The sequence below is a fragment of the Janibacter sp. GS2 genome (assembly GCF_051200835.1).
Taxonomy (GTDB): domain Bacteria; phylum Actinomycetota; class Actinomycetes; order Actinomycetales; family Dermatophilaceae; genus Janibacter.
Window position 1 is genome coordinate 1,268,905 of the sequence record NZ_CP195161.1, and the last position, 17,607, is coordinate 1,286,511.

Sequence of the window (17,607 nt, forward strand, 5' to 3'; positions counted from 1 at the left end):
GCCGGTCGCGCAGGGCGCCCGCCGACAACCGCAGGTCAGCCCTGACTGTATAGTCAGCGAATGCTGACTATTGCCTCCCGGGTGGACGTGATGAACAGGCTGGGCCGGGCGATGGCCGACCCGACGCGTTCGCGCATCCTCATCGCGCTCCTGCAGGGGCCGGGCTACCCGGCGCAGCTCGCCCGCGAGCTGGAGCTGACGCGCACGAATGTCTCGAACCACCTGTCCTGCCTGCGCGGGTGCGGGATCGTCGTCGCCGAGCCCGAGGGCAGGCGGACCCGCTACGAGATCGCGGATCCGCACCTCGCCGCCGCCCTGACCTCCCTGGTCGACGTCACCCTGGCCGTCGACGGGGACGTGCCGTGCGCGGACCCGGCCTGCGCGGTGCTCGGCTGCTGCGACGCGGGGGTGGCCCGGTGACGGCGCTGGCCGTGGCGCCGGACCGGGTCGGGGTCCTGCGTCGTCGGATCAGGATCGTCGTCGCGATCACGATCACCTGGAATGTCATCGAGGCCGTGGTCGCGCTGGGCGCGGGCGCCGCCGCGTCGTCGTCGGCGTTGATCGGGTTCGGGCTGGACTCGATCGTCGAGGTGCTCTCCGCGGCGGCGGTCGCCTGGCAGTTCTCCGCTGCCGATCCGCAGCGGCGGGAGCAGGTCGCCCTGCGCGTCATCGCCGTCTCCTTCTTCGCCCTCGCCGCCTACGTCAGCGTGGACGCGCTGCTCTCGCTCGCGGGGCTGCGGGAGCCCGAGCACTCGCCCGTCGGCATCGCCATCGCGGCGCTGAGCCTGGTCGTCATGCCCTTCCTCAGCTGGTTCGAGCGTCGGACCGGTCGTGAGCTCGGCTCCGCCTCGGCGGTCGCCGACTCCAAGCAGACCCTGATCTGCACCTACCTCAGCGCGGCGTTGTTGGCCGGCCTGCTGCTCAACAGCCTGCTCGGGTGGGCCTGGGCCGACTCGGTCGCCGCGCTCGTGATCGCCGTCTTCGCCCTGCGTGAGGGGGTCGAAGCCTGGCGGGGGGACGCCTGCTGTGCGGCGCCGGTCGCGGTGCTGACCGGCGAGAGCGAAGCCGATACCTGCTGCTGACCCTCACCTCCGGCCCGACACCCGCGGACGCCGACCGACGATCAGCGGCCCCTCAGCACCTCGGCGATGTAGTCGACGTCCTTGTCGCCACGGCCGGAGAGATTGACGACCACGACCTCGTCGCGGCCCATGCCCGGCGCCACCTGCATCGCGTGGGCGACCGCGTGCGAGCTCTCCAGGGCGGGGATGATCCCCTCGAGCCGGCACAGCGCGGAGAAGGCGTCGATGGTCTCCGCGTCGGTGACCGAGACGTACTCGACCCGGCCGATGTCCCTCAGGTGCGCGTGCTGCGGACCCACTCCCGGGTAGTCCAGGCCGGAGGCGATCGAGTGGACCGAAGAGGGCTCGCCGGCCTCGTCCTGCAGCAGCCGGGTGGCCATCCCGTGCATGGTGCCGTCGGACCCCTTCGTCATCGTCGCCGCGTGCCGCGTGGTCTCCACGCCCTCGCCGGCCGGCTCGACGCCGACGATGCGGACCTCCTCGTCGGCCAGGAAACCGGAGAAGAGACCCATCGCGTTGGAGCCGCCCCCGACGCAGGCCATGATGACGTCCGGCAGGCGCCCTTCCTTGCTGAGGATCTGCTCGCGCGCCTCCTCGCCGACGACCGACTGGAAGTCGCGCACCATCGACGGGTAGGGGTGCGGCCCGACGACCGAGCCGATGCCGAAGAAGACGTCCTCGTAGTCGGCGGCATACGTCGCGAAGGCGCTGTCGACGGCGTCCTTGAGGCAGCGCCCGCCGGTCTCCACGGCGACGACCTTCGCGCCGAGCATCTCCATTCGCACGACGTTCATGTGCTGCTTCTCGACGTCGATGCCGCCCATGTGGATCTCGCACTCCAGGCCCAGCAGTGCCGCGGCGGTCGCCAGCGCGACGCCGTGCTGGCCGGCGCCCGTCTCGGCGATGAGCTTCTTCTTGCCCATCCGCCGGGCGAGCAGCGCCTCACCGAGGCAGTGGTTGATCTTGTGGGCGCCGGTGTGGTTGAGGTCCTCCCGCTTGAGGTAGATCCTGGCGCCCCCGAGGTGGTCGGTCAGCCGCTGCGCGAGGAAGAGCGGTGAGGGGCGACCGACATAGTCGCGCAACAGCTCCCGGTACTCGTCCAGGAAGCTCGGGTCGGCGATCGCCTCGGCGTAGGCCGCGGCCACCTCGGCCACGGGACCCTCGAGGTGCGGCGGGAGGAAGGCGCCGCCGTAGCGACCGAAGAAACCCTGCTCGTCGGCGTGGGTGTACGGGGTCATCGTGGGCTCCTGCGGCGGGTCCGGGGGCGAAGGGGGGTCGAGCCCGGGTGCGGGCGCGAGCCGACGATATCGCGGCGATCGGCCCGGGTGGTGGACAGGAGACGGGACCGGGAGCGGCGTGACCCCTCTCGGGCGTGTGAGAGTGGGCAGGAGCACCGTCGCCTCGTGAGGGAAGGGAATCGTCGATCGTGAAGCCCAACATCGTCGTCGTCCAGGCAGACCAGATGGCCGCCCAGGCACTGGGCGCCTACGGGGATGCGGCGGCACGGACCCCGCACATCGACAGCCTGGCCGAGGACGCCGCCGTCTTCGACCGGGCCTACTGCACCACCCCGCTCTGCGCGCCGTCGCGCGCCTCGATGATGACCGGACTGATGCCCTCGGAGCTCGGCTGCCACGACAACGGCGACGACTTCCCGGCGTCGATGCCGACCTTCGCCCACCACCTGCGCAGTGCCGGGTACCACACGGCCCTCATCGGGCGGATGCACTTCATCGGACCGGACCAGCACCACGGGTTCGAGGAGCGGCTGACCACGGACGTCTACCCGGCGGACATGGACATGGTCCCGGACTGGGCTCGCGCCATGGACGAGCGGCTGCAGTGGTACCACGATGCCGATGCCGTCTTCACCGCCGGCGTCTCGAGGGCCACGGTCCAGCAGGACTTCGACGACGAGGTGGGGTTCCACACGTTGCGCCACCTCAACGACCGGGTCCGGGCGAACCAGGCCGAGGGGGAGGCCATCCCCTTCCTCATGGTCACCAGCTTCATCCACCCCCACGACCCGTACGAACCGCCGCTGGAGCACTGGGACCGGTTCGCGGGGGTCGAGATCCCGGACCCGGGGCACCCGGAGGTCCCGGACCCGGGCCAGGACCCGCACAGCCACCGGCTGCGGACGATGAGCGGCTTCGACCGGCGCGACCCGACGCTCGAGGAGACCCGCCGGGCGCGGCGGTCCTACTACGCAGCCGTCAGCTACATCGACGACCACGTGGGGCGCATCCGTGCTCGTCTGGACGAGCTGGGCCTGCTGGAGGACACCGTCATCATCGTCACCAGCGACCACGGGGACATGCTCGGGGAGAAGGGTCTGTGGTTCAAGATGTCGCCCTATGAGCAGTCCTCCCGGGTGCCGATGATCATCCACGGACCGGACCACCTGGTGGCGAAGGGGAGGTACGCCAATCCCGTCTCCCTGCTGGACCTGATGCCCACCCTGCTCGAGCTCGCCGGTGCACCGCAGCCGGAGGCCGAGCCGGGCGGCGGTCTGTCCCTGCTGGAGTCCGCGCGCCGGGAGACCGCCGGGCTCGCCGGCCCCCAGGACCGTGATGTCGTCATCGAGTACCTCGCCGAGGGCACGTTGCGGCCCCAGCTGACGCTCGTGCGCGGCCGGTACAAGTTCATCGTCTGCCCCGGTGATCGCGACCAGCTGTTCGACCTGGCCGTCGACCCCGACGAGCTGGACAACATCGCGTCGGCGCCGGGGAGCGCGGAGCTGGTGCGGACGCTGCGCCACGCGCTGGACGCCCGCTACGACCTCGCGACACTCGAGGAGGACGTGGTGGCCAGCCAGTCACGACGCCGATTCGTGGCCGCGGCCCTCCAGCGGGGCCGCACCCGCCCCTGGGACTTCAGCCCCGACCCCGGGCAGCGCTACGTCCGGGGCGACTTCTGGGGAGCCTTGGCGCACGGGCAGATCCGCGACACGTGAGGCCTGGCCGGCGCCAGATCACTCGTGGGAGTCACCAGCGGGGAAGTGGCGATCGGCGCGGTGGCTCAGTGCGACGCCCCGATCTCGACGAGCAGCACCCCGATCATGATCAGCGCGATCCCGATGCCCATGACCTGGGTCAGCGGCTCCTGGAAGAACACCCGCGAGCCGATCGCGGTGAGCGCGACACCCGCCGCGGCCCAGATCCCGTAGGCGACGCCCAGCGGCATGCCCTCGGCGAGGCTGGACGACAGCGCCGCGAAGGCGACGAGGTAGCCCACGACCACCGCGAGGTACCACCGTCGCGCTCCCGCGGCGGCCAGGCGAAGGGAGAGGGTCCCGGCCACCTCGGCGCCCACGGCCACGGAGAGGAGGATCCACGCGGTCACGAGACGACCTCCTCGCCCGGGCGCGAGCCGAGCTCGACGAGGAGGACGCCGCCGATGATCAGTGCGATGCCGAGCCCCATGACGCCGGTGACCGTCTCGCCGTAGATCGCCGCGGACAGGATCGTCGTGAGGACGACGCCGGTCGCGGACCAGATGCCGTAGGCCACCCCGATCGCCATGCCCTGCTTGAGCACGACGGTCAGGAGGGCGAAGGCGGCGGTGAACCCGGCGACCACGACGAGGTAGAAGAGCGGCTGGTCAAGGGCGGCCTTGAGGCTGAGCGAGGCCGTGACCTCGCAGAGGATCGCCCCGAGCAGCACGAGCCACGTCTTCATGCGGGATCTCCGTCGAGGAGTCGAAGGGCGCTCCCCAGCAGAGCCCTGCGGTCATCGGCCGGCACCGGCAGGAAGCCGGAGGCGTCGGCGAACCAGGAACCGTCGGCGATGAGGCGCACCGCCTGCAGGCGGGAGCGCTCCGGTTGGGGAGTGTCCGCGGGGACGTCCAGCCAGGGACTCAGCCGCTCGGACCACCGGTCGGTCATCTGCTCCCACAGTTTCGGGTCGCCGAGCATGATCAGCTCGACGGTGTCGTGCTCGGTCGTCAGCGCCCAGGTCAGGTAGGCCGTCAGACGCGCGCGCGCAGGAGCATGCTCGAGATCCCCGTCGAGCAGCGCCCCGAGCTGACGCTCGTGGCCGTCGACGACCCGGTCGACGAGGGCACGTACGAGCGCCTCCTTGGTGGCGAAGTGGTACATCAGCCCGGCCTTGCTCACGCGCGCCGCCCGGGCCGCCGTCTCGAGGGACACCGTCGGTGCCCCCTCGCGGCGCAGGTGGGTCAGAACGGCGTCGAGGATGACGGCCCGTTGGCTCGGGCGGTGGGCTGGGCGCGACATGGTGCTAACTCTACCGTCCGGTTGGGAAAGTAAGTGTCCGCCGCCCATCGTGGCCCCGACGCACCGCCTGTCAGGATGGGGGAGTGGACCAGGACGCCGTCGACGAGGCCTTCGCGCGCACCCCGCGCGCCGGTTTCCTGCCGGAGCGGGACCGTCGGCGCGCCGCCGAGGACCGGCCCGTGCCCATCGGTCACGACCAGACCAACTCCCAGCCGAGCACGGTGGCCGCGATGCTGCGCCTGCTCGACGTCCGGCCGGGCCAGGGCGTCCTCGACGTCGGCAGTGGATCCGGGTGGACGACCGCGCTGCTCGCCGACCTCGTGGGCTCCGGCGGCCGGGTGATCGGCGTCGAGCGGGTGCCGTCACTCGTGGACACCTCCCGAGCCGTGCTCGCCCCGCTCGACCGGCCCTGGGCCCGGGTGCGCCAGGCCGAGCCGGGCGTGCTCGGAGCGCCGGGGGAGGCTCCCTTCGACCGGATCCTCGTCTCGGCGGAGGCGCAGGCGCTGCCCGAGGAGCTCATCGAGCAGCTCACGGACGAGGGGGTGCTCGTGGTGCCGGTCCGCGGCGAGATGGTGCGCCTGGCCCGGGACGCGCACGGCCGGCGGGTCACCCGTCATGGTTTCTACCGCTTCGTCCCGCTCATCGCCCCGTGAGGCCGGGACGGAATGGATCGGGCCCGGCCCGCCGTTGACGCCACCATGCGAGCCATCACCTATGACCAGTACGGCGCGGACGACGTCCTTCGCCTCACCGACCAGCCGACCCCCAAGGTCGGGCCGGGGGAGGTGCGCATCCGGGTGACCCGGGCGTCCGTGAACCCCGTGGACTGGAAGGTCATGTCCGGCGGGCTCGACGCCCTCATGGACGCGTCCTTCCCGGTCATCCCGGGATGGGACGTGGCCGGAGTGGTCGACGAGGTCGGCCCGGATGTCCCGGAGTTCGCCGCCGATGACCGCGTCGCCGCCTATGCGCGCAAGCAGATCGTCTCCGCCGGCACCTTCGCCGAGTACGTCAGCGTCATGTCCGACGACGTCGCGGCCGTCCCCGACCAGGTGAGCGACGACGTCGCCGCGGGCCTGCCGCTGACCGGGCTCACCGCCCTTCGTGTCCTCGAGACCCTCGCCGTGACGAAGGGCGACACCCTCCTCGTCCACGCCGCGTCCGGCGGAGTCGGGTACCTCGCCGCACAGCTGGCACTGGCTGCCGGCGCGAGCGTGGTCGGCACCGCCTCGCCGGCCAACCACAACAAGCTCACCGCGCTGGGCGTCACCCCGGTGGCCCACGGGGAGGGCCTGGCCGAGCGGCTCGCGCAGGTCGCGCCGGACGGCTTCGATGCCGTGGCCGATCTCGTGGGCGACGTCCTCGACGTGTCCCTCGGTGTCCTGCGCGAAGGGGGTCGCCTCGCCTCCGTCGCCGACCCCGCCGTCGAGGAGCACGGTGGCCGTTGGGTGTGGGTGCGCCCCGACGGGGAGCGCCTGGCGCAGCTGCTCGACGAGGTGGCCGGCGAGCGGCTGGTCGTCGAGATCGACCGGAGCTTCCCGCTGGAGGAGGTCGCCGAGGCCTTCGCCGTGAGCCGGGAGGGCTCGGCCCGCGGCAAGCTCCTCATCACGCTCTCCTGACGAGGAGCTGACCCGGACCGGCTATCGCCGTCGGCGGGCGCTCACGACGACGCCCGCCGCGGCGAGCACCACCGCGGCCCCCTCCGCCACGGCGCTGATGATCTTGTCGTTCGACCACGTGGGGTCGTACATCGACGGGATCGGGCCCAGGGTCGGAACCGCCACGTAGGTGTAGAGCAGGACCGGGACGAAGGCGCTCAGCGCGACCAGTCCGGCCACGACATAGGCGAAGCGCCGACCGGTGACGAGCAGCAGCACTGCTGCCAGACCGGCGGCGACGGCCTGCACCCGGAAGAGGGTGCCACCACCGATGCCACCGGGCGCGGCCAGCTGGATCGCGTCGGCGAGCTTCAGGTGCACGACGCAGTCCACCGCCAGGGCTGCGACCACGAGGACGCGGAGCGTCAGCTCGCCGGCCCGCAGTGCGGGAGCGTCGCCGCGGCTCATTCCACGACCAGCGTCGCGGTCATGTCCGGGTGCGGGGTGCAGTGGAAGGGGAACTCGCCGGCCTTCTCCGGTGCCGTGAAGGTCACCGTCTCACCGGGGGGGACGGACTCGTCGAAGGTGTCCCCGGAGTCGGCCGTGACGGTGTGCCCGACGTCGTCGGAGTTGGTGACCGAGATCTCCGCGCCGGCAGGGATCGAGTCGGGCACCGAGAACTCGAAGTCCGAGATGGTGATCTCGACCTTCTCCGCGGCCTTCTCCGACTCGGATGCGGACTCGGACCCCGAGCTGGCCGACTCGCTCGTCGACGAGGACTTCGGCGACGAGGACTCCGACGACGAGGTCGCCGAGGACTCCGACGACGTGGGTGCGGAACTTCCCTCGTCACCGCCACTTCCGCCGCAGGCGGTCAGGAGGGCAGCGGCGCCGATCAGGGCCGCGCCGGTGCGAAGGGGATGGCGTGCGCTCGTGGGTCTCATACGAGTAGTACGTAGTGAAGGGGTCCAGGAGATTGCCCGGCCGGTCGGTCGCTCGAGATTTCCGCTGGCACGATGACGAGCATGACCACCGCACGTGCCGCCCGCCGGACCAGGGTCGGTTGAGCCATGGTCCGTGTCCGCGAGGCGATCGCGACCCTGCCGCCCGGCGCCTTCGCCTTCGTCATGGCCACGGGCATCGTGTCCATCGGCATGGCCCAGCAGGACCTGCCCACGCTCTCGCTCGCGCTGCTCGTCGTCGCCGGCGTCGCCTGGCTCCTCCTCATGGTCCTGCTGGTGCTGCGCGTGTGCTGGTACCGCGATCGGGTCGTCGCCGACCTGCACGACCCCCGTCTGGCCTTCGGCTACTTCACGCTCATCGCCGGAACCGACGTCCTGGCCGTGCGGCTGACCGAGGAGCACCTCGACACCGGCGTGGCCCTGCTCGCCTTCGCCACGTCCGTCTGGCTCGTCCTGGGCTATGCGGTCCCGTGGGCCGCCGTGCTCTCCCGGGCACGGCGCCCGGTGCTCAGCGAGGCCAACGGCACGTGGTTCATCTGGGTCGTCGCCGGCCAGTCCGTGGCCACGGCGGCCGCGAGCATCGAGCCTCTGGTCCCGGTGGGTCAGGCCGAGGTCGCCGTGCTGGCCGTCGCGGCCTGGTCGGTCGGGATCGTCCTCTACGGCGCTTGTGCCGTCCTGGTCGCCCTGCGGCTCATGCTCTATCCGCTCTCCCCGTCCGACCTCGACCCGCCGTACTGGGTGTCGATGGGGGCCATGGCGATCACCGTCGTCGCCGGCGCGAAGATCGTCGAGATGACCTCGACCCCGATCGTGCTCGCCACCGGTGGGCTCATCGCGGGACTCGCCGTCCTCTGCTGGGCTTGGGCGACGTGGCTCATCCCGGTCCTCGTCGCGGTCGGTGTCTGGCGTCACTGGGTGCACCGCATCCCCCTGCGCTACGAGGCGAGCTGGTGGAGCATCGTCTTTCCGCTGGGCATGTACGCCGTCGCCGGGATGTACCTCGGTCGGGCGGACGCCCTGCCGATCGTCGAGCAGATCGGCGCGGTCTGGTTGTGGCTGGCCGTGGCCGCATGGCTCTGCGCCGCGTCCCTGATGGTCCGCTCCTGGTTCGGCCCTCGCGAGAGGGTGGACGCACGGGTAGCGTCGCCGTCATGACGACGCGAGACCAGGTACACGTCCGATCGGTGCGCGACGAGCCGGCGAGCGGCGACGGTTACCGGGTGCTCGTCGACCGCGTCTGGCCGCGCGGCGTGCGCAAGGAGGACGCGGCCCTCGACGAGTGGCTCAAGGAGGTCGGTCCCTCGACCGAGCTGCGGACGTGGTTCGGGCACGACCCGGAGCGCTTCGAGTCCTTCGCGAGGAAGTACGAGCAGGAGCTCACGGACAGCGACGAGTGGGCGCAGCTGCAGCAGCTCGTCGCCGACCACGGTCGCGTGACGCTGCTCTTCGGTGCCGCCGACCGCGAGCACAACCAGGCCGTCGTCCTGGCGGACCTGCTCACCCGCTGACGTCCCTCCACCGCGCCTGCTCGTGGAAGTGGTGCACCGGGCCCGCCCCGGCCCCGATGTCGAGGACCTCACCGTGGCGCAGTGCCTCGGTGAGCCAGCTCTTCGCCGCGCGCACCGTGGGCAGCCACTCCTGGTGACGGGGGCGAAGGGCGGCCAGCGCCGAGCTGAGCGTGCAGCCGGTTCCGTGGGTCGCCGTCGTCGCGATGCGCGGGGCGCGTACCTCCACCGGACCACCGGCGTCGGGGTCGAGCCACAGGTCGACCGACTCCGGTCCGTCGAGGTGGCCGCCCTTGAGCAGCACCCGACGAGCACCCGCCTCGACGAGGCGGTGCGCCTGGCCGGTCAGGCCGGAGAGTGAGCCCACCGGCTCCTCGCCGAGCAGGACCGCGGCCTCCGGCACGTTCGGGGTGATGACGTCCGCGCGGGGGAGCAGCTCCCGCATCGCCGCCACCGCGTCGTCGTCGAGCAGGCGGGACCCCGAGGTCGAGACCATCACCGGGTCGAGCACGAGCGGTGTCGTGGCCAGGGGACCGGAGGTGAGCCTCTCCCGGACCGCCACGACGAGTGCCGTCGAGGAGAGCATCCCGACCTTCACGGCGTCGATGCGCACGTCCTCGACGAGGGTGTCGAGCTGCGCCCGCACGGTCTCGACGGGCACCTCGTGCACGTGCGTCACGCCCGTCGTCGACTGGGCGGTGAGGGCGGTGAGCACGCAGGTGCCGTAGGCCCCGAGCGCGCTGAAGGTCTTCAGGTCCGCTTGGATCCCGGCACCACCCGAGGGGTCGGACCCGGCGATCGAGAGCGCGACCGGCGGGCGCGGGAGGAGGGGGGCGTCCATGCGTGCACCGTAGCGAGTGGTTAGTCTGGGGGCACCCCCGCGGGAGCTCGGGCACGAGCTGAGATCGGACTGTCGCCGTCCGGACCGCCTGAACCTGTCCGGATCATGCCGGCGAAGGAAGAGGAGGCGCTTCCATGCGCGATACCCCCCAGACCGAAGTCCACCCCCAGCACCGTCGGGACGAGATCGTCGATCCCCACGACCCCGCGATCCGGGTGCCCGTCACCGCGGTCTCGCTGGCCCCCGCGCCCGACGGGACACCCCACGAGGACGTGCGCCTCTACCGCACCCGCGGTCCGGGGTCCGACCCCCAGGTCGGGCTGCCGGAGCACCGGGCGGCGTGGATCCGCGAGCGCGATGACGTCGAGACCTACACCGGCCGTCCACGGGACCTCGCCGACGACGGGCGTTCCGCGGTGCGCCGCGGGGAGGCCTCCCTCGCGTGGCACGGACGAGAGCACCGTCCCCACCGGTCGCGAAGGGGGCGGACCGTCACCCAGATGCACTATGCCCGTCGCGGCGAGATCACCGCGGAGATGCGCTACGTCGCCCTCCGCGAGGGGTGCAGTCCCGAGCTCGTGCGGGACGAGGTCGCCGCCGGTCGCGCGATCATCCCCGTCAACGTCAACCACCCCGAGTCCGAGCCGATGATCATCGGTCGGGCCTTCCTCACGAAGATCAACGCCAACATCGGCAACTCCGCAGTGACCTCCTCCATCGCCGAGGAGGTCGACAAGCTGACCTGGGCCACGCGCTGGGTCGCCGACACGGTGATGGACCTCTCGACCGGGGACGACATCCACACCACCCGCGAGTGGCTCATCCGCAACAGCCCCGTCCCCATCGGGACCGTCCCGATCTACCAGGCGCTGGAGAAGGTCGACGGAGCGGCGGAGGAGCTCACCTGGGAGATCTACCGGGACACCGTCCTCGAGCAGTGCGAGCAGGGCGTGGACTACATGACGATCCACGCCGGGGTCCGCCTCCCCTTCGTCCCGCTGACCGCCGACCGCGTCACGGGCATCGTCTCCCGCGGCGGCTCGATCATGGCCGGCTGGTGCCTGGCGCACCACGAGGAGTCCTTCCTCTACACCCACTTCGACGAGCTGTGCGAGATCTTCGCGCGCTACGACGTCGCCTTCTCGCTCGGCGACGGTCTGCGGCCGGGGTCGATCGCCGACGCCAACGACGAGGCCCAGCTCGCGGAGCTGCGCACGCTCGGTGAGCTCACCGAGCGGGCCTGGGCGCACGACGTCCAGGTGATGGTCGAGGGGCCGGGACACGTCCCGATGCACCTGGTCAAGGACAACGTCGACCTCGAGCAGGACTGGTGCCACGGCGCTCCCTTCTACACGCTCGGCCCGCTCGTCACCGACATCGCGCCGGGCTACGACCACATCACCTCGGCGATCGGCGCCGCGGAGATCGCCCGTCACGGCACGGCGATGCTGTGCTACGTCACGCCCAAGGAGCACCTGGGCCTGCCCGACCGTGACGACGTGAAGACCGGCGTCATCACGTACAAGATCGCCGCCCATGCCGCCGACCTCGCCAAGGGGCACCCCGGGGCGCGCACCCGCGACGACGCGTTGAGCAAGGCCCGGTTCGAGTTCCGGTGGCACGACCAGTTCGCGCTCTCCCTCGACCCGGCGACCGCCATGGCCTTCCACGACGAGACCCTGCCCGCGGAGCCGGCGAAGACCGCGCACTTCTGCTCGATGTGCGGGCCGAAGTTCTGCTCCATGCGGATCAGCCAGGACATCCGTGACGCCTACGGGTCGGCCGCCGAGCAGCGCGCCCTCGTCGAGGAGGGCATGGCCGAGAAGTCGCGCCAGTTCGTCGAGCTGGGGTCGAGCGTCTACCTGCGCGAGGAGGAGGCGGCCGACCGATGAGCGGATCCTCGAGGCTGGTCCCCGGGCTGCCGCCGACCGGCCGTGCAGCGGTGCGTGCCGGTGTCGTCGGCAACTACGTCGACCAGCTGGCCATCTTCCTGCCCGTGGTGGCGCTCGCGCCCGCGCTGGTCACCCTCGCCGGCCCGCACGCCGGTGTGACGGCCGGCGCGCTGGTCGTTGTCGCCACCCTGCTGGGGCGTCCGCTCGGCGCGATGGTCTTCGGGCAGCTCGCGGACCGGGTCGGGCGCACGCGCACGACGAAGGTCGCCATCGCCGGGACCGCGGTGTGCACCCTGGGCATCGCCGCGGTCCCGACCCACGAGAGCATCGGCGCGCTGGCGATCTCCGCCGTCGTGCTCCTGCGCTTCGTCGGCGGGGTCTTCCTCGCGGGGGAGTACACCTCCGCGATCCCGCTGGCCATGGAGTGGTCGGTGCCGCGCCGCCGCGGTCTGGTCTCCGGACTGATCATGTCGATGGCCCCGTGGGCGCAGTCGACGATCGCCTTCGCCACGGCCGCGCTCATCGCCGCCCTCGGTCCGGATGCCTACGCGGCCTGGGGGTGGCGGCTCGCCTTCGTCGCGGGGGGCGCCGCCAGCCTCGCGCTGCTGGTCTACTACTCCGCCCGGGTCGCGGACGCGCCGGACGTGGTCCGTCAGCGGGCCCTCGCGGACGAAGGGAGTGCCCCCTCGGCCCTGCGTCTGCGGGCCGTCCTCGGGGGCCGGTACGCCGGTGCCTTCTGGCAGATGTTCGGACTGATGAGCGGCCTGTGGCTCATGACGAACATGGTCGTCATCCTCGCCACCGGCCGCCTCGAGACCGACGTGGGCCTCTCGGGCGGCGAGGTCGCGCTCGTGATGGGGGTCGCCTCGATCGCCCAGGCACTGGTGATGTCGGTGACGGGCCACCTGTCGAGCCTGGTCGGTCGGCGACGGTTCTTCATCGCGTGGGGACTGGGCGCGGCCCTGGCCGCGCCCCTGCTGTGGCTGGGCACGCTCGCCGCCGGCCTCGTCCCCGTCGTCCTCGGGATCGCCCTCCTCCAGGTGCTCACCGTGTGCGGGTACGGCCCGGTCGGTGCCTATCTGTGCGAGCGCTTCCCCGCGCACGTCCGCTCGACCGGGTACGGGAGCGCCTACTCCCTCTCCATCGTCGGCCCGGCGCTGTGGCCCTGGTGGCTGCCCGCGCTCGAGCCCCTCCTCGGCCGCGACGGGTCGGTCGCTGCCGTGCTCGCGGTCGCCGGGCTGCTCGTGGCCGGGTGCGGCGCGCTCGGGGCGCGGCTCGCGCCCGCGGACCTCGAGCGTGACGTGGAGAGTCTCGCCCGCGCGGGCGAGACCGCACCGACGGGCGTCGCCCTCGCCGGAGGACGGTCGTGACCGCCGGTCTGCGGGCGGAGGTGAGTGCCGCGATCACCGCGATGCGGGCCCGCCCGCCACTCGTGCACGGAGCCACCGGGTCGGTGACCCGGTCCTTCGTCGCCGACGGGCTCCTCGCCGCCGGTGCCCGGCCGATGCTCACCGAGAGCGTCGAGGAGGCACCCACCCTCGTCACCGTCGCCGACGCGCTGCTGGTCAACCTCGGCTCGCTGAGCACCGACGGGATGGCCGGTTTCGTGCCGACGGCTCGTGCTGCGGGGGAGCACGATGTGCCGTGGGTCCTCGACCCGACCGCGGTCGGGCTCGCGCCGGTGCGTACCCCGCTCGCGCACGAGCTGCTCGCCCTCGGTCCGACGGTGGTGCGGGGCAATGCCTCCGAGGTGCTCACCCTGATGCGTGACGGTCGGGGTGGGCGAGGGGCCGACAGCACCGCGACACCGGACGCGGCGGCGACCGCGGCCCGGGAGCTGGCCAGCGGGGGCCGGTGCGTCGTGGCCGTCTCGGGAGCACGGGACCTCATCACCGACGGGAGCCGCACGGTCCGGGTCACGAGCGGGTCGCCGATGCTCACCCGGGTCACCGGAGCCGGGTGCCTCCTCGGTGGCCTGACCGCGGCCCTCGTGGCCGTGGCCTCCCGGGACGGCCGGGCGACCCCCTTCGTCGGTGCCGTCGCCGCCACTGCGCTGCTCACCGTCGCCGCGGACCGGGTCGGGAGCCTGGCGCCGGGGAGCTTCAAGGTCGCGCTCATCGACGCCCTGGACGCGGTGAGCGCCGACGAGGTGGGGCGCGAGGTGGGTCTGGCATGGGAGTGATCGACTGGCGCCTCCACCTCGTGACCTCCGGTGACGGGCCCGCGACCGTGACCACGGCGGCGGCAGCCGCGGCCGCCGGCGTGGGCGTGGTCCAGGTGCGCTGCAAGCACCTGCTGGCCGGTGACCTGCTCGCCCTCGTCGAGGCCGTGGCCGGTGCGGTGGCGCGGGTGGCGCCGTCCACCCGGGTCCTCGTCAACGACCGCGCCGATGTCGCTGCCGCCGCCCGCCGGGGCGGCGCCCCCGTCCACGGCGTCCACCTCGGTCAGCGCGACCTGCCCGTCGCCGAGGCACGTGCCCTCCTGGGACCCGACGCGATCATCGGTCTCACCGCCGGCACGCTCGACCTCGTCCGGCAGGCGGAGTCACGCCGTGGCGAGGACCGGCCGGACTACCTGGGGTCCGGGCCCTTCCGCCGCACCCCGACCAAGGACGTCGACCGCCCCCTGGTGGGACTGGCGGGGTACCCGCCACGGGTCGCGGCGACGAGCCTGCCCGTGCTGGCGATCGGGGACGTCACCCTCGCGGACGTCCCGGCGCTCTCCCGCACCGGGGTGGCGGGGGTGGCCCTCGTCCGCGAGGTCATGGCGGCGCCCGATCCCGGGGCGGTCGCGGCCGCCTGCCTGACCGCCTGGGAGCGGTGACTCACGCCCCCTTCGCCAGCTCCAGCTCGTCGTCGACGAAGACGTGCTTGGACACCCTCAGACCGGCGAGGGTGATACCCAGCCCGGTGGTCATGAGCAGGAGGAGCACGATGGTCCACCCGCCGGTGGCGGCGTGCAGCGCTCCGACCGCGAGGGGGCCGATGCCGGCGAGCAGATAGCCCACCGGCTGGACGAAGCCGGACAGCTGCGCCGTGATCCGCGGGTCACGGGAACGGGCCGTGATGAGGGCGATCGCCGTCGGGAAGGCGAAACCGGAGAAGCCCAGCATCATCGCCCACAGCCACGGCACGGTGGCCGGGGCGAGGAGCAACCCGAGGTACCCCGCCGCGGCGAAGACCCCGAAGGCGATCATCCACGGCGACATGTCCCGGCTGCGGGCGATGACGGTCGGCATGAGCAGGCCACCGAGGACGCCCAGCCCGGTGATGATGGCCACGAAGGCCCCGGCCGCGGTCCCCGACAGGCCGGCGTCGCGGTAGATCTGGGGGACCCAGCCGAACTGGATGTAGGCGTTCATCGACTGGATCCCGAAGAGGGCGGTCAGGGCGACCGCGGTCGGGGAGTGGCGCATCCGCCCGGTGAGGGGGGCGGAGGTGGACGTGCGGCGGTGCACCCGGTCCTTGGCGCTGATGATCACCCAGGGGACGAGCGCCGCGAGGGCGACGACGCCCCACACCCCGAGCGCCCCGCGCCATTGGCCCGGGGCGACCTGGGCGAGCGGGGCGGCCAGGAGCGGGCCGAGCGAGCCGCCGATCGTCAGGCCCATGCCGTAGATCGTCATCAGGCGCACGCCGCCGTCACGCGAGTGGGCCTTGATCCACGCGGGCACGAGGACATTGCCCAGGCCCATCCCGGCCAGGGCGATCGTCGTGAGCACGAGGAAGACGAGGGCGGAGTCGGTCAGGACCCGGGCGAGGAGCGCGAAGACCATCGCCGCGACCCCGAGGGTGATGCCCCTGGACAGGCCCATCCGTCGGGCGAGGGCGACCGAGGCCCCGCCCGCGGCGGCGAAGGCGAAGCCGGGCAGGGCCGTGACCACCCCGGCGAGGGTCGGCCCGAGACCGAGCCCCGAGCGGACCTCCTCGAGGAGGGGGCCGATCGAGGTCGCGCCGGGGCGCAGGTTGATCGAGATGAGCGCCACGCCGACGACGATGAGTGCCATCCCGAACGGAGGGGTGCGACGGGGGTCGGGACGGGTGCTCACGAGGCGAGTCCATCACGCGGCCTAGGATCGCCCCATGCCGGACCCGACGACGCCCGCCGCGACCGTGCCGACCTGGGACGAGTACTTCCTGGGCATCGCCGTGGCGGTGGCGGCCCGGGCCAAGTGCACCCGCCGCCGGGTCGGGGCGGTCCTGACGATCGAGCACCGCATCATCGCCACCGGCTACAACGGCGCCGCCCCGGGCGAACCCGACTGTCTCGAGGGGGCGTGCCCGCGAGGGCAGCTCGACTACGAGAGCGTCCCGGGGCTGGGGGACTACGACCGGCCGGGGACGCCGGGTTTCTGCATCGCCATCCACGCCGAGGTCAACGCCCTGCTCTTCGCCACGAGGGACACGAAGGGCGCCACGGCCTACATCACCGACCCGCCGTGCCCCGGCTGCCGCAAGGCGCTCGCGGCCGCAGGGATCATCCGTGCCGTGTGGCCCGGGGGCGCACACGACCGACACGGCCTGACCCACTGGTCCTGACCGCCGACGTGATGGGAAGGTGGGGCATGAGCACCGACGCCTCCGACCACGACTCCCCGACCCCCGCCCGCGCCGTGGTGGCCGCCGTCGACGGCAGCCACCGCGACCCGGCCGTCATCGACTGGGCCGCCGCCGAGGCGCGGGTGGCCTCCGCGCCCCTCCACCTCGTCCACGCCGTGGACCTCGGCACCCCGCTGTCCGCCTACGGTGAGCTGCTCACCAGCCCTGACATCGTCGACAAGGTCGAGCAGGAGTCCGTGCGGGTGGTCACCGCCGCCAAGGAGCGCGCGGTCACCGAGAACCCCGACCTGGCCGTGACCACCGCCCTGCCGACCGGGGCGCCGGCCGGGGCCCTGCTCAACGCCGCCGACGGGGCGAGCCTGCTCGTCGTGGGCTCCGCCCGCAAGAGCAGGGCCGAGCGCATCGTCCTCGGCACGACCTCGCTCAGCGTCGTCGCCCACGCGCCCTGCCCGGTGATCCTCGTCCCGGACGACGCCGAGGTCACCGGGGACGGCCGGGTCGTCGTCGGTGTCGACGGCAGCACGCACAGCCGCCTCGCCTTCGAGTACGCGCTCGAGGCCGCGGCCCTGCGCGGCAAGAAGGTCACGACGGTCACGACCTGGAACGTCGAGGTCGAGAACGGCGTCGTCGTCACCGAGCCGGGCTCCGCCGAGTGGGAGTCCGTCGACAGCCGCTACCGCCAGATGGCGAACCGGACCGTGGCGGCCGGCCGCGACGCGCACCCGCAGATCGAGGTCACCGTGGAGGTGCACCACGGTCGCGCCGCCGACGTCCTCGTCGAGGTCGCCCACGGTGCCGACCTGCTGGTCGTCGGCTCCCGAGGTCGGGGTGGCTTCCGGGGCATGCTCCTCGGCTCGGTCTCGCAGCGCGTCCTCGGCCGCGCCGCCTGCCCCGTGGGGGTCATCCACCAGCAGTGAGCCGGCGCCGCCCG

General features: G+C 72.6%; 22 protein-coding genes and 1 riboswitch. Of the genes, 14 read left to right on the top strand and 8 right to left on the bottom strand.

Annotated elements, in window-relative coordinates; genetic code table 11:
- Positions 1–60: 60 nt before the first annotated feature.
- Together cmtR and ACR9E9_RS06280 are read left to right on the top strand one after the other, a co-directional pair.
- Complete coding sequence (cmtR, locus tag ACR9E9_RS06275) at positions 61–420, top strand: Cd(II)/Pb(II)-sensing metalloregulatory transcriptional regulator CmtR (RefSeq protein ID WP_435202767.1); 360 nt, start codon at positions 61–63, stop codon at positions 418–420.
- On the top strand, positions 417–1,082 hold the full coding sequence (locus ACR9E9_RS06280; protein WP_435203589.1) for a cation transporter: 666 nt from the start codon (positions 417–419) through the stop codon (positions 1,080–1,082). The genes cmtR and ACR9E9_RS06280 overlap by 4 nt, the downstream gene beginning before the upstream one ends.
- Positions 1,083–1,123: 41 nt before the next feature.
- On the opposite strand, the gene trpB is transcribed toward ACR9E9_RS06280, so the two are convergent.
- Complete coding sequence (gene trpB, locus ACR9E9_RS06285) at positions 1,124–2,320, bottom strand: tryptophan synthase subunit beta (protein WP_435202769.1); 1,197 nt, start codon at positions 2,318–2,320, stop codon at positions 1,124–1,126.
- A gap of 188 nt (positions 2,321–2,508) precedes the next feature.
- Here trpB and betC point away from each other — a divergent pair, with 188 nt between their 5' ends.
- Positions 2,509–4,038, top strand: coding sequence for a choline-sulfatase (betC, locus tag ACR9E9_RS06290; RefSeq protein WP_435202771.1), 1,530 nt, complete (start codon positions 2,509–2,511; stop codon positions 4,036–4,038).
- A 65-nt stretch (positions 4,039–4,103) separates the two neighbouring features.
- Here the strand turns inward: betC and ACR9E9_RS06295 are convergent, their stop codons facing one another.
- The 3 genes from ACR9E9_RS06295 to ACR9E9_RS06305 are packed head-to-tail and all read right to left on the bottom strand — an operon-like array spanning position 4,104 to position 5,319.
- Positions 4,104–4,427 (bottom strand): DMT family transporter, encoded by a 324-nt coding sequence (locus ACR9E9_RS06295; protein ID WP_435202773.1) that lies wholly within the window; start codon positions 4,425–4,427, stop codon positions 4,104–4,106.
- A complete protein-coding gene (locus tag ACR9E9_RS06300) occupies positions 4,424–4,762 on the bottom strand; it encodes a DMT family transporter (protein ID WP_435202775.1) in 339 nt (112 codons plus the stop codon). Before ACR9E9_RS06300 ends, ACR9E9_RS06295 begins: the two co-directional genes overlap by 4 nt.
- A complete protein-coding gene (locus ACR9E9_RS06305) occupies positions 4,759–5,319 on the bottom strand; it encodes a TetR/AcrR family transcriptional regulator (protein WP_435202777.1) in 561 nt (186 codons plus the stop codon). Before ACR9E9_RS06305 ends, ACR9E9_RS06300 begins: the two co-directional genes overlap by 4 nt.
- Positions 5,320–5,402: 83 nt before the next feature.
- On the opposite strand from ACR9E9_RS06305, the gene ACR9E9_RS06310 reads away from it, so the two are divergent.
- On the top strand, positions 5,403–5,972 hold the full coding sequence (locus ACR9E9_RS06310; protein ID WP_435202779.1) for a protein-L-isoaspartate O-methyltransferase family protein: 570 nt from the start codon (positions 5,403–5,405) through the stop codon (positions 5,970–5,972).
- A gap of 45 nt (positions 5,973–6,017) precedes the next feature.
- Entirely contained in the window at positions 6,018–6,938 is a 921-nt protein-coding gene (locus ACR9E9_RS06315) for an NADP-dependent oxidoreductase (RefSeq protein WP_435202781.1), read from the top strand.
- A 21-nt stretch (positions 6,939–6,959) separates the two neighbouring features.
- Here ACR9E9_RS06315 and ACR9E9_RS06320 read toward each other — a convergent pair whose 3' ends face one another.
- Complete coding sequence (locus tag ACR9E9_RS06320; protein ID WP_435202783.1) at positions 6,960–7,385, bottom strand: hypothetical protein; 426 nt, start codon at positions 7,383–7,385, stop codon at positions 6,960–6,962.
- Positions 7,382–7,591 carry a cupredoxin domain-containing protein gene (locus ACR9E9_RS06325; RefSeq protein WP_435202785.1) on the bottom strand — a complete coding sequence of 70 codons (210 nt, stop codon included), beginning with the start codon at positions 7,589–7,591 and terminating at the stop codon, positions 7,382–7,384. The genes ACR9E9_RS06320 and ACR9E9_RS06325 overlap by 4 nt, the downstream gene beginning before the upstream one ends.
- Positions 7,592–7,610: 19 nt before the next feature.
- Here ACR9E9_RS06325 and ACR9E9_RS06330 point away from each other — a divergent pair, with 19 nt between their 5' ends.
- The 3 genes from ACR9E9_RS06330 to ACR9E9_RS06340 are packed head-to-tail and all read left to right on the top strand — an operon-like array spanning position 7,611 to position 9,387.
- Positions 7,611–7,937 (top strand): hypothetical protein, encoded by a 327-nt coding sequence (locus tag ACR9E9_RS06330; RefSeq protein ID WP_435202787.1) that lies wholly within the window; start codon positions 7,611–7,613, stop codon positions 7,935–7,937.
- Positions 7,938–7,987: 50 nt separating this feature from the next.
- Positions 7,988–9,034 carry a tellurite resistance/C4-dicarboxylate transporter family protein gene (locus ACR9E9_RS06335; RefSeq protein ID WP_435202789.1) on the top strand — a complete coding sequence of 349 codons (1,047 nt, stop codon included), beginning with the start codon at positions 7,988–7,990 and terminating at the stop codon, positions 9,032–9,034.
- The gene (locus ACR9E9_RS06340) at positions 9,031–9,387 is read left to right on the top strand and encodes a DUF488 domain-containing protein (protein WP_435202791.1); all 357 of its coding nucleotides are present in this window, start codon (positions 9,031–9,033) and stop codon (positions 9,385–9,387) included. The genes ACR9E9_RS06335 and ACR9E9_RS06340 overlap by 4 nt, the downstream gene beginning before the upstream one ends.
- Here the strand turns inward: ACR9E9_RS06340 and thiD are convergent.
- The gene (gene thiD / locus ACR9E9_RS06345; RefSeq protein WP_435202793.1) at positions 9,377–10,225 is read right to left on the bottom strand and encodes a bifunctional hydroxymethylpyrimidine kinase/phosphomethylpyrimidine kinase; all 849 of its coding nucleotides are present in this window, start codon (positions 10,223–10,225) and stop codon (positions 9,377–9,379) included. The two genes, ACR9E9_RS06340 and thiD, sit on opposite strands and share 11 nt — an antisense overlap.
- A gap of 29 nt (positions 10,226–10,254) precedes the next feature.
- Positions 10,255–10,362, top strand: a riboswitch (TPP riboswitch).
- Here thiD and thiC point away from each other — a divergent pair.
- From thiC to ACR9E9_RS06365, 4 genes are all read left to right on the top strand, one after another.
- On the top strand, positions 10,360–12,117 hold the full coding sequence (thiC, locus tag ACR9E9_RS06350; RefSeq protein WP_435202795.1) for a phosphomethylpyrimidine synthase ThiC: 1,758 nt from the start codon (positions 10,360–10,362) through the stop codon (positions 12,115–12,117). It overlaps the preceding riboswitch by 3 nt.
- Complete coding sequence (locus ACR9E9_RS06355; protein ID WP_435202797.1) at positions 12,114–13,487, top strand: MFS transporter; 1,374 nt, start codon at positions 12,114–12,116, stop codon at positions 13,485–13,487. Before thiC ends, ACR9E9_RS06355 begins: the two co-directional genes overlap by 4 nt.
- On the top strand, positions 13,484–14,299 hold the full coding sequence (thiM, locus tag ACR9E9_RS06360; RefSeq protein ID WP_435202799.1) for a hydroxyethylthiazole kinase: 816 nt from the start codon (positions 13,484–13,486) through the stop codon (positions 14,297–14,299). The genes ACR9E9_RS06355 and thiM overlap by 4 nt, the downstream gene beginning before the upstream one ends.
- Positions 14,290–14,940 (top strand): thiamine phosphate synthase, encoded by a 651-nt coding sequence (locus tag ACR9E9_RS06365; protein ID WP_435202801.1) that lies wholly within the window; start codon positions 14,290–14,292, stop codon positions 14,938–14,940. The genes thiM and ACR9E9_RS06365 overlap by 10 nt, the downstream gene beginning before the upstream one ends.
- A 1-nt stretch (position 14,941) precedes the next feature.
- Here ACR9E9_RS06365 and ACR9E9_RS06370 read toward each other — a convergent pair whose 3' ends face one another.
- On the bottom strand, positions 14,942–16,165 hold the full coding sequence (locus tag ACR9E9_RS06370) for an MFS transporter (protein WP_435202803.1): 1,224 nt from the start codon (positions 16,163–16,165) through the stop codon (positions 14,942–14,944).
- A gap of 34 nt (positions 16,166–16,199) precedes the next feature.
- Between ACR9E9_RS06370 and ACR9E9_RS06375 the strand changes: the two genes are divergently transcribed.
- Positions 16,200–16,655, top strand: a complete 456-nt coding sequence (locus ACR9E9_RS06375; RefSeq protein WP_435202805.1) for a deoxycytidylate deaminase — start codon at positions 16,200–16,202, stop codon at positions 16,653–16,655.
- A gap of 26 nt (positions 16,656–16,681) precedes the next feature.
- Positions 16,682–17,593 (top strand): universal stress protein, encoded by a 912-nt coding sequence (locus ACR9E9_RS06380; protein ID WP_435202807.1) that lies wholly within the window; start codon positions 16,682–16,684, stop codon positions 17,591–17,593.
- Positions 17,594–17,607 lie beyond the last annotated feature (14 nt).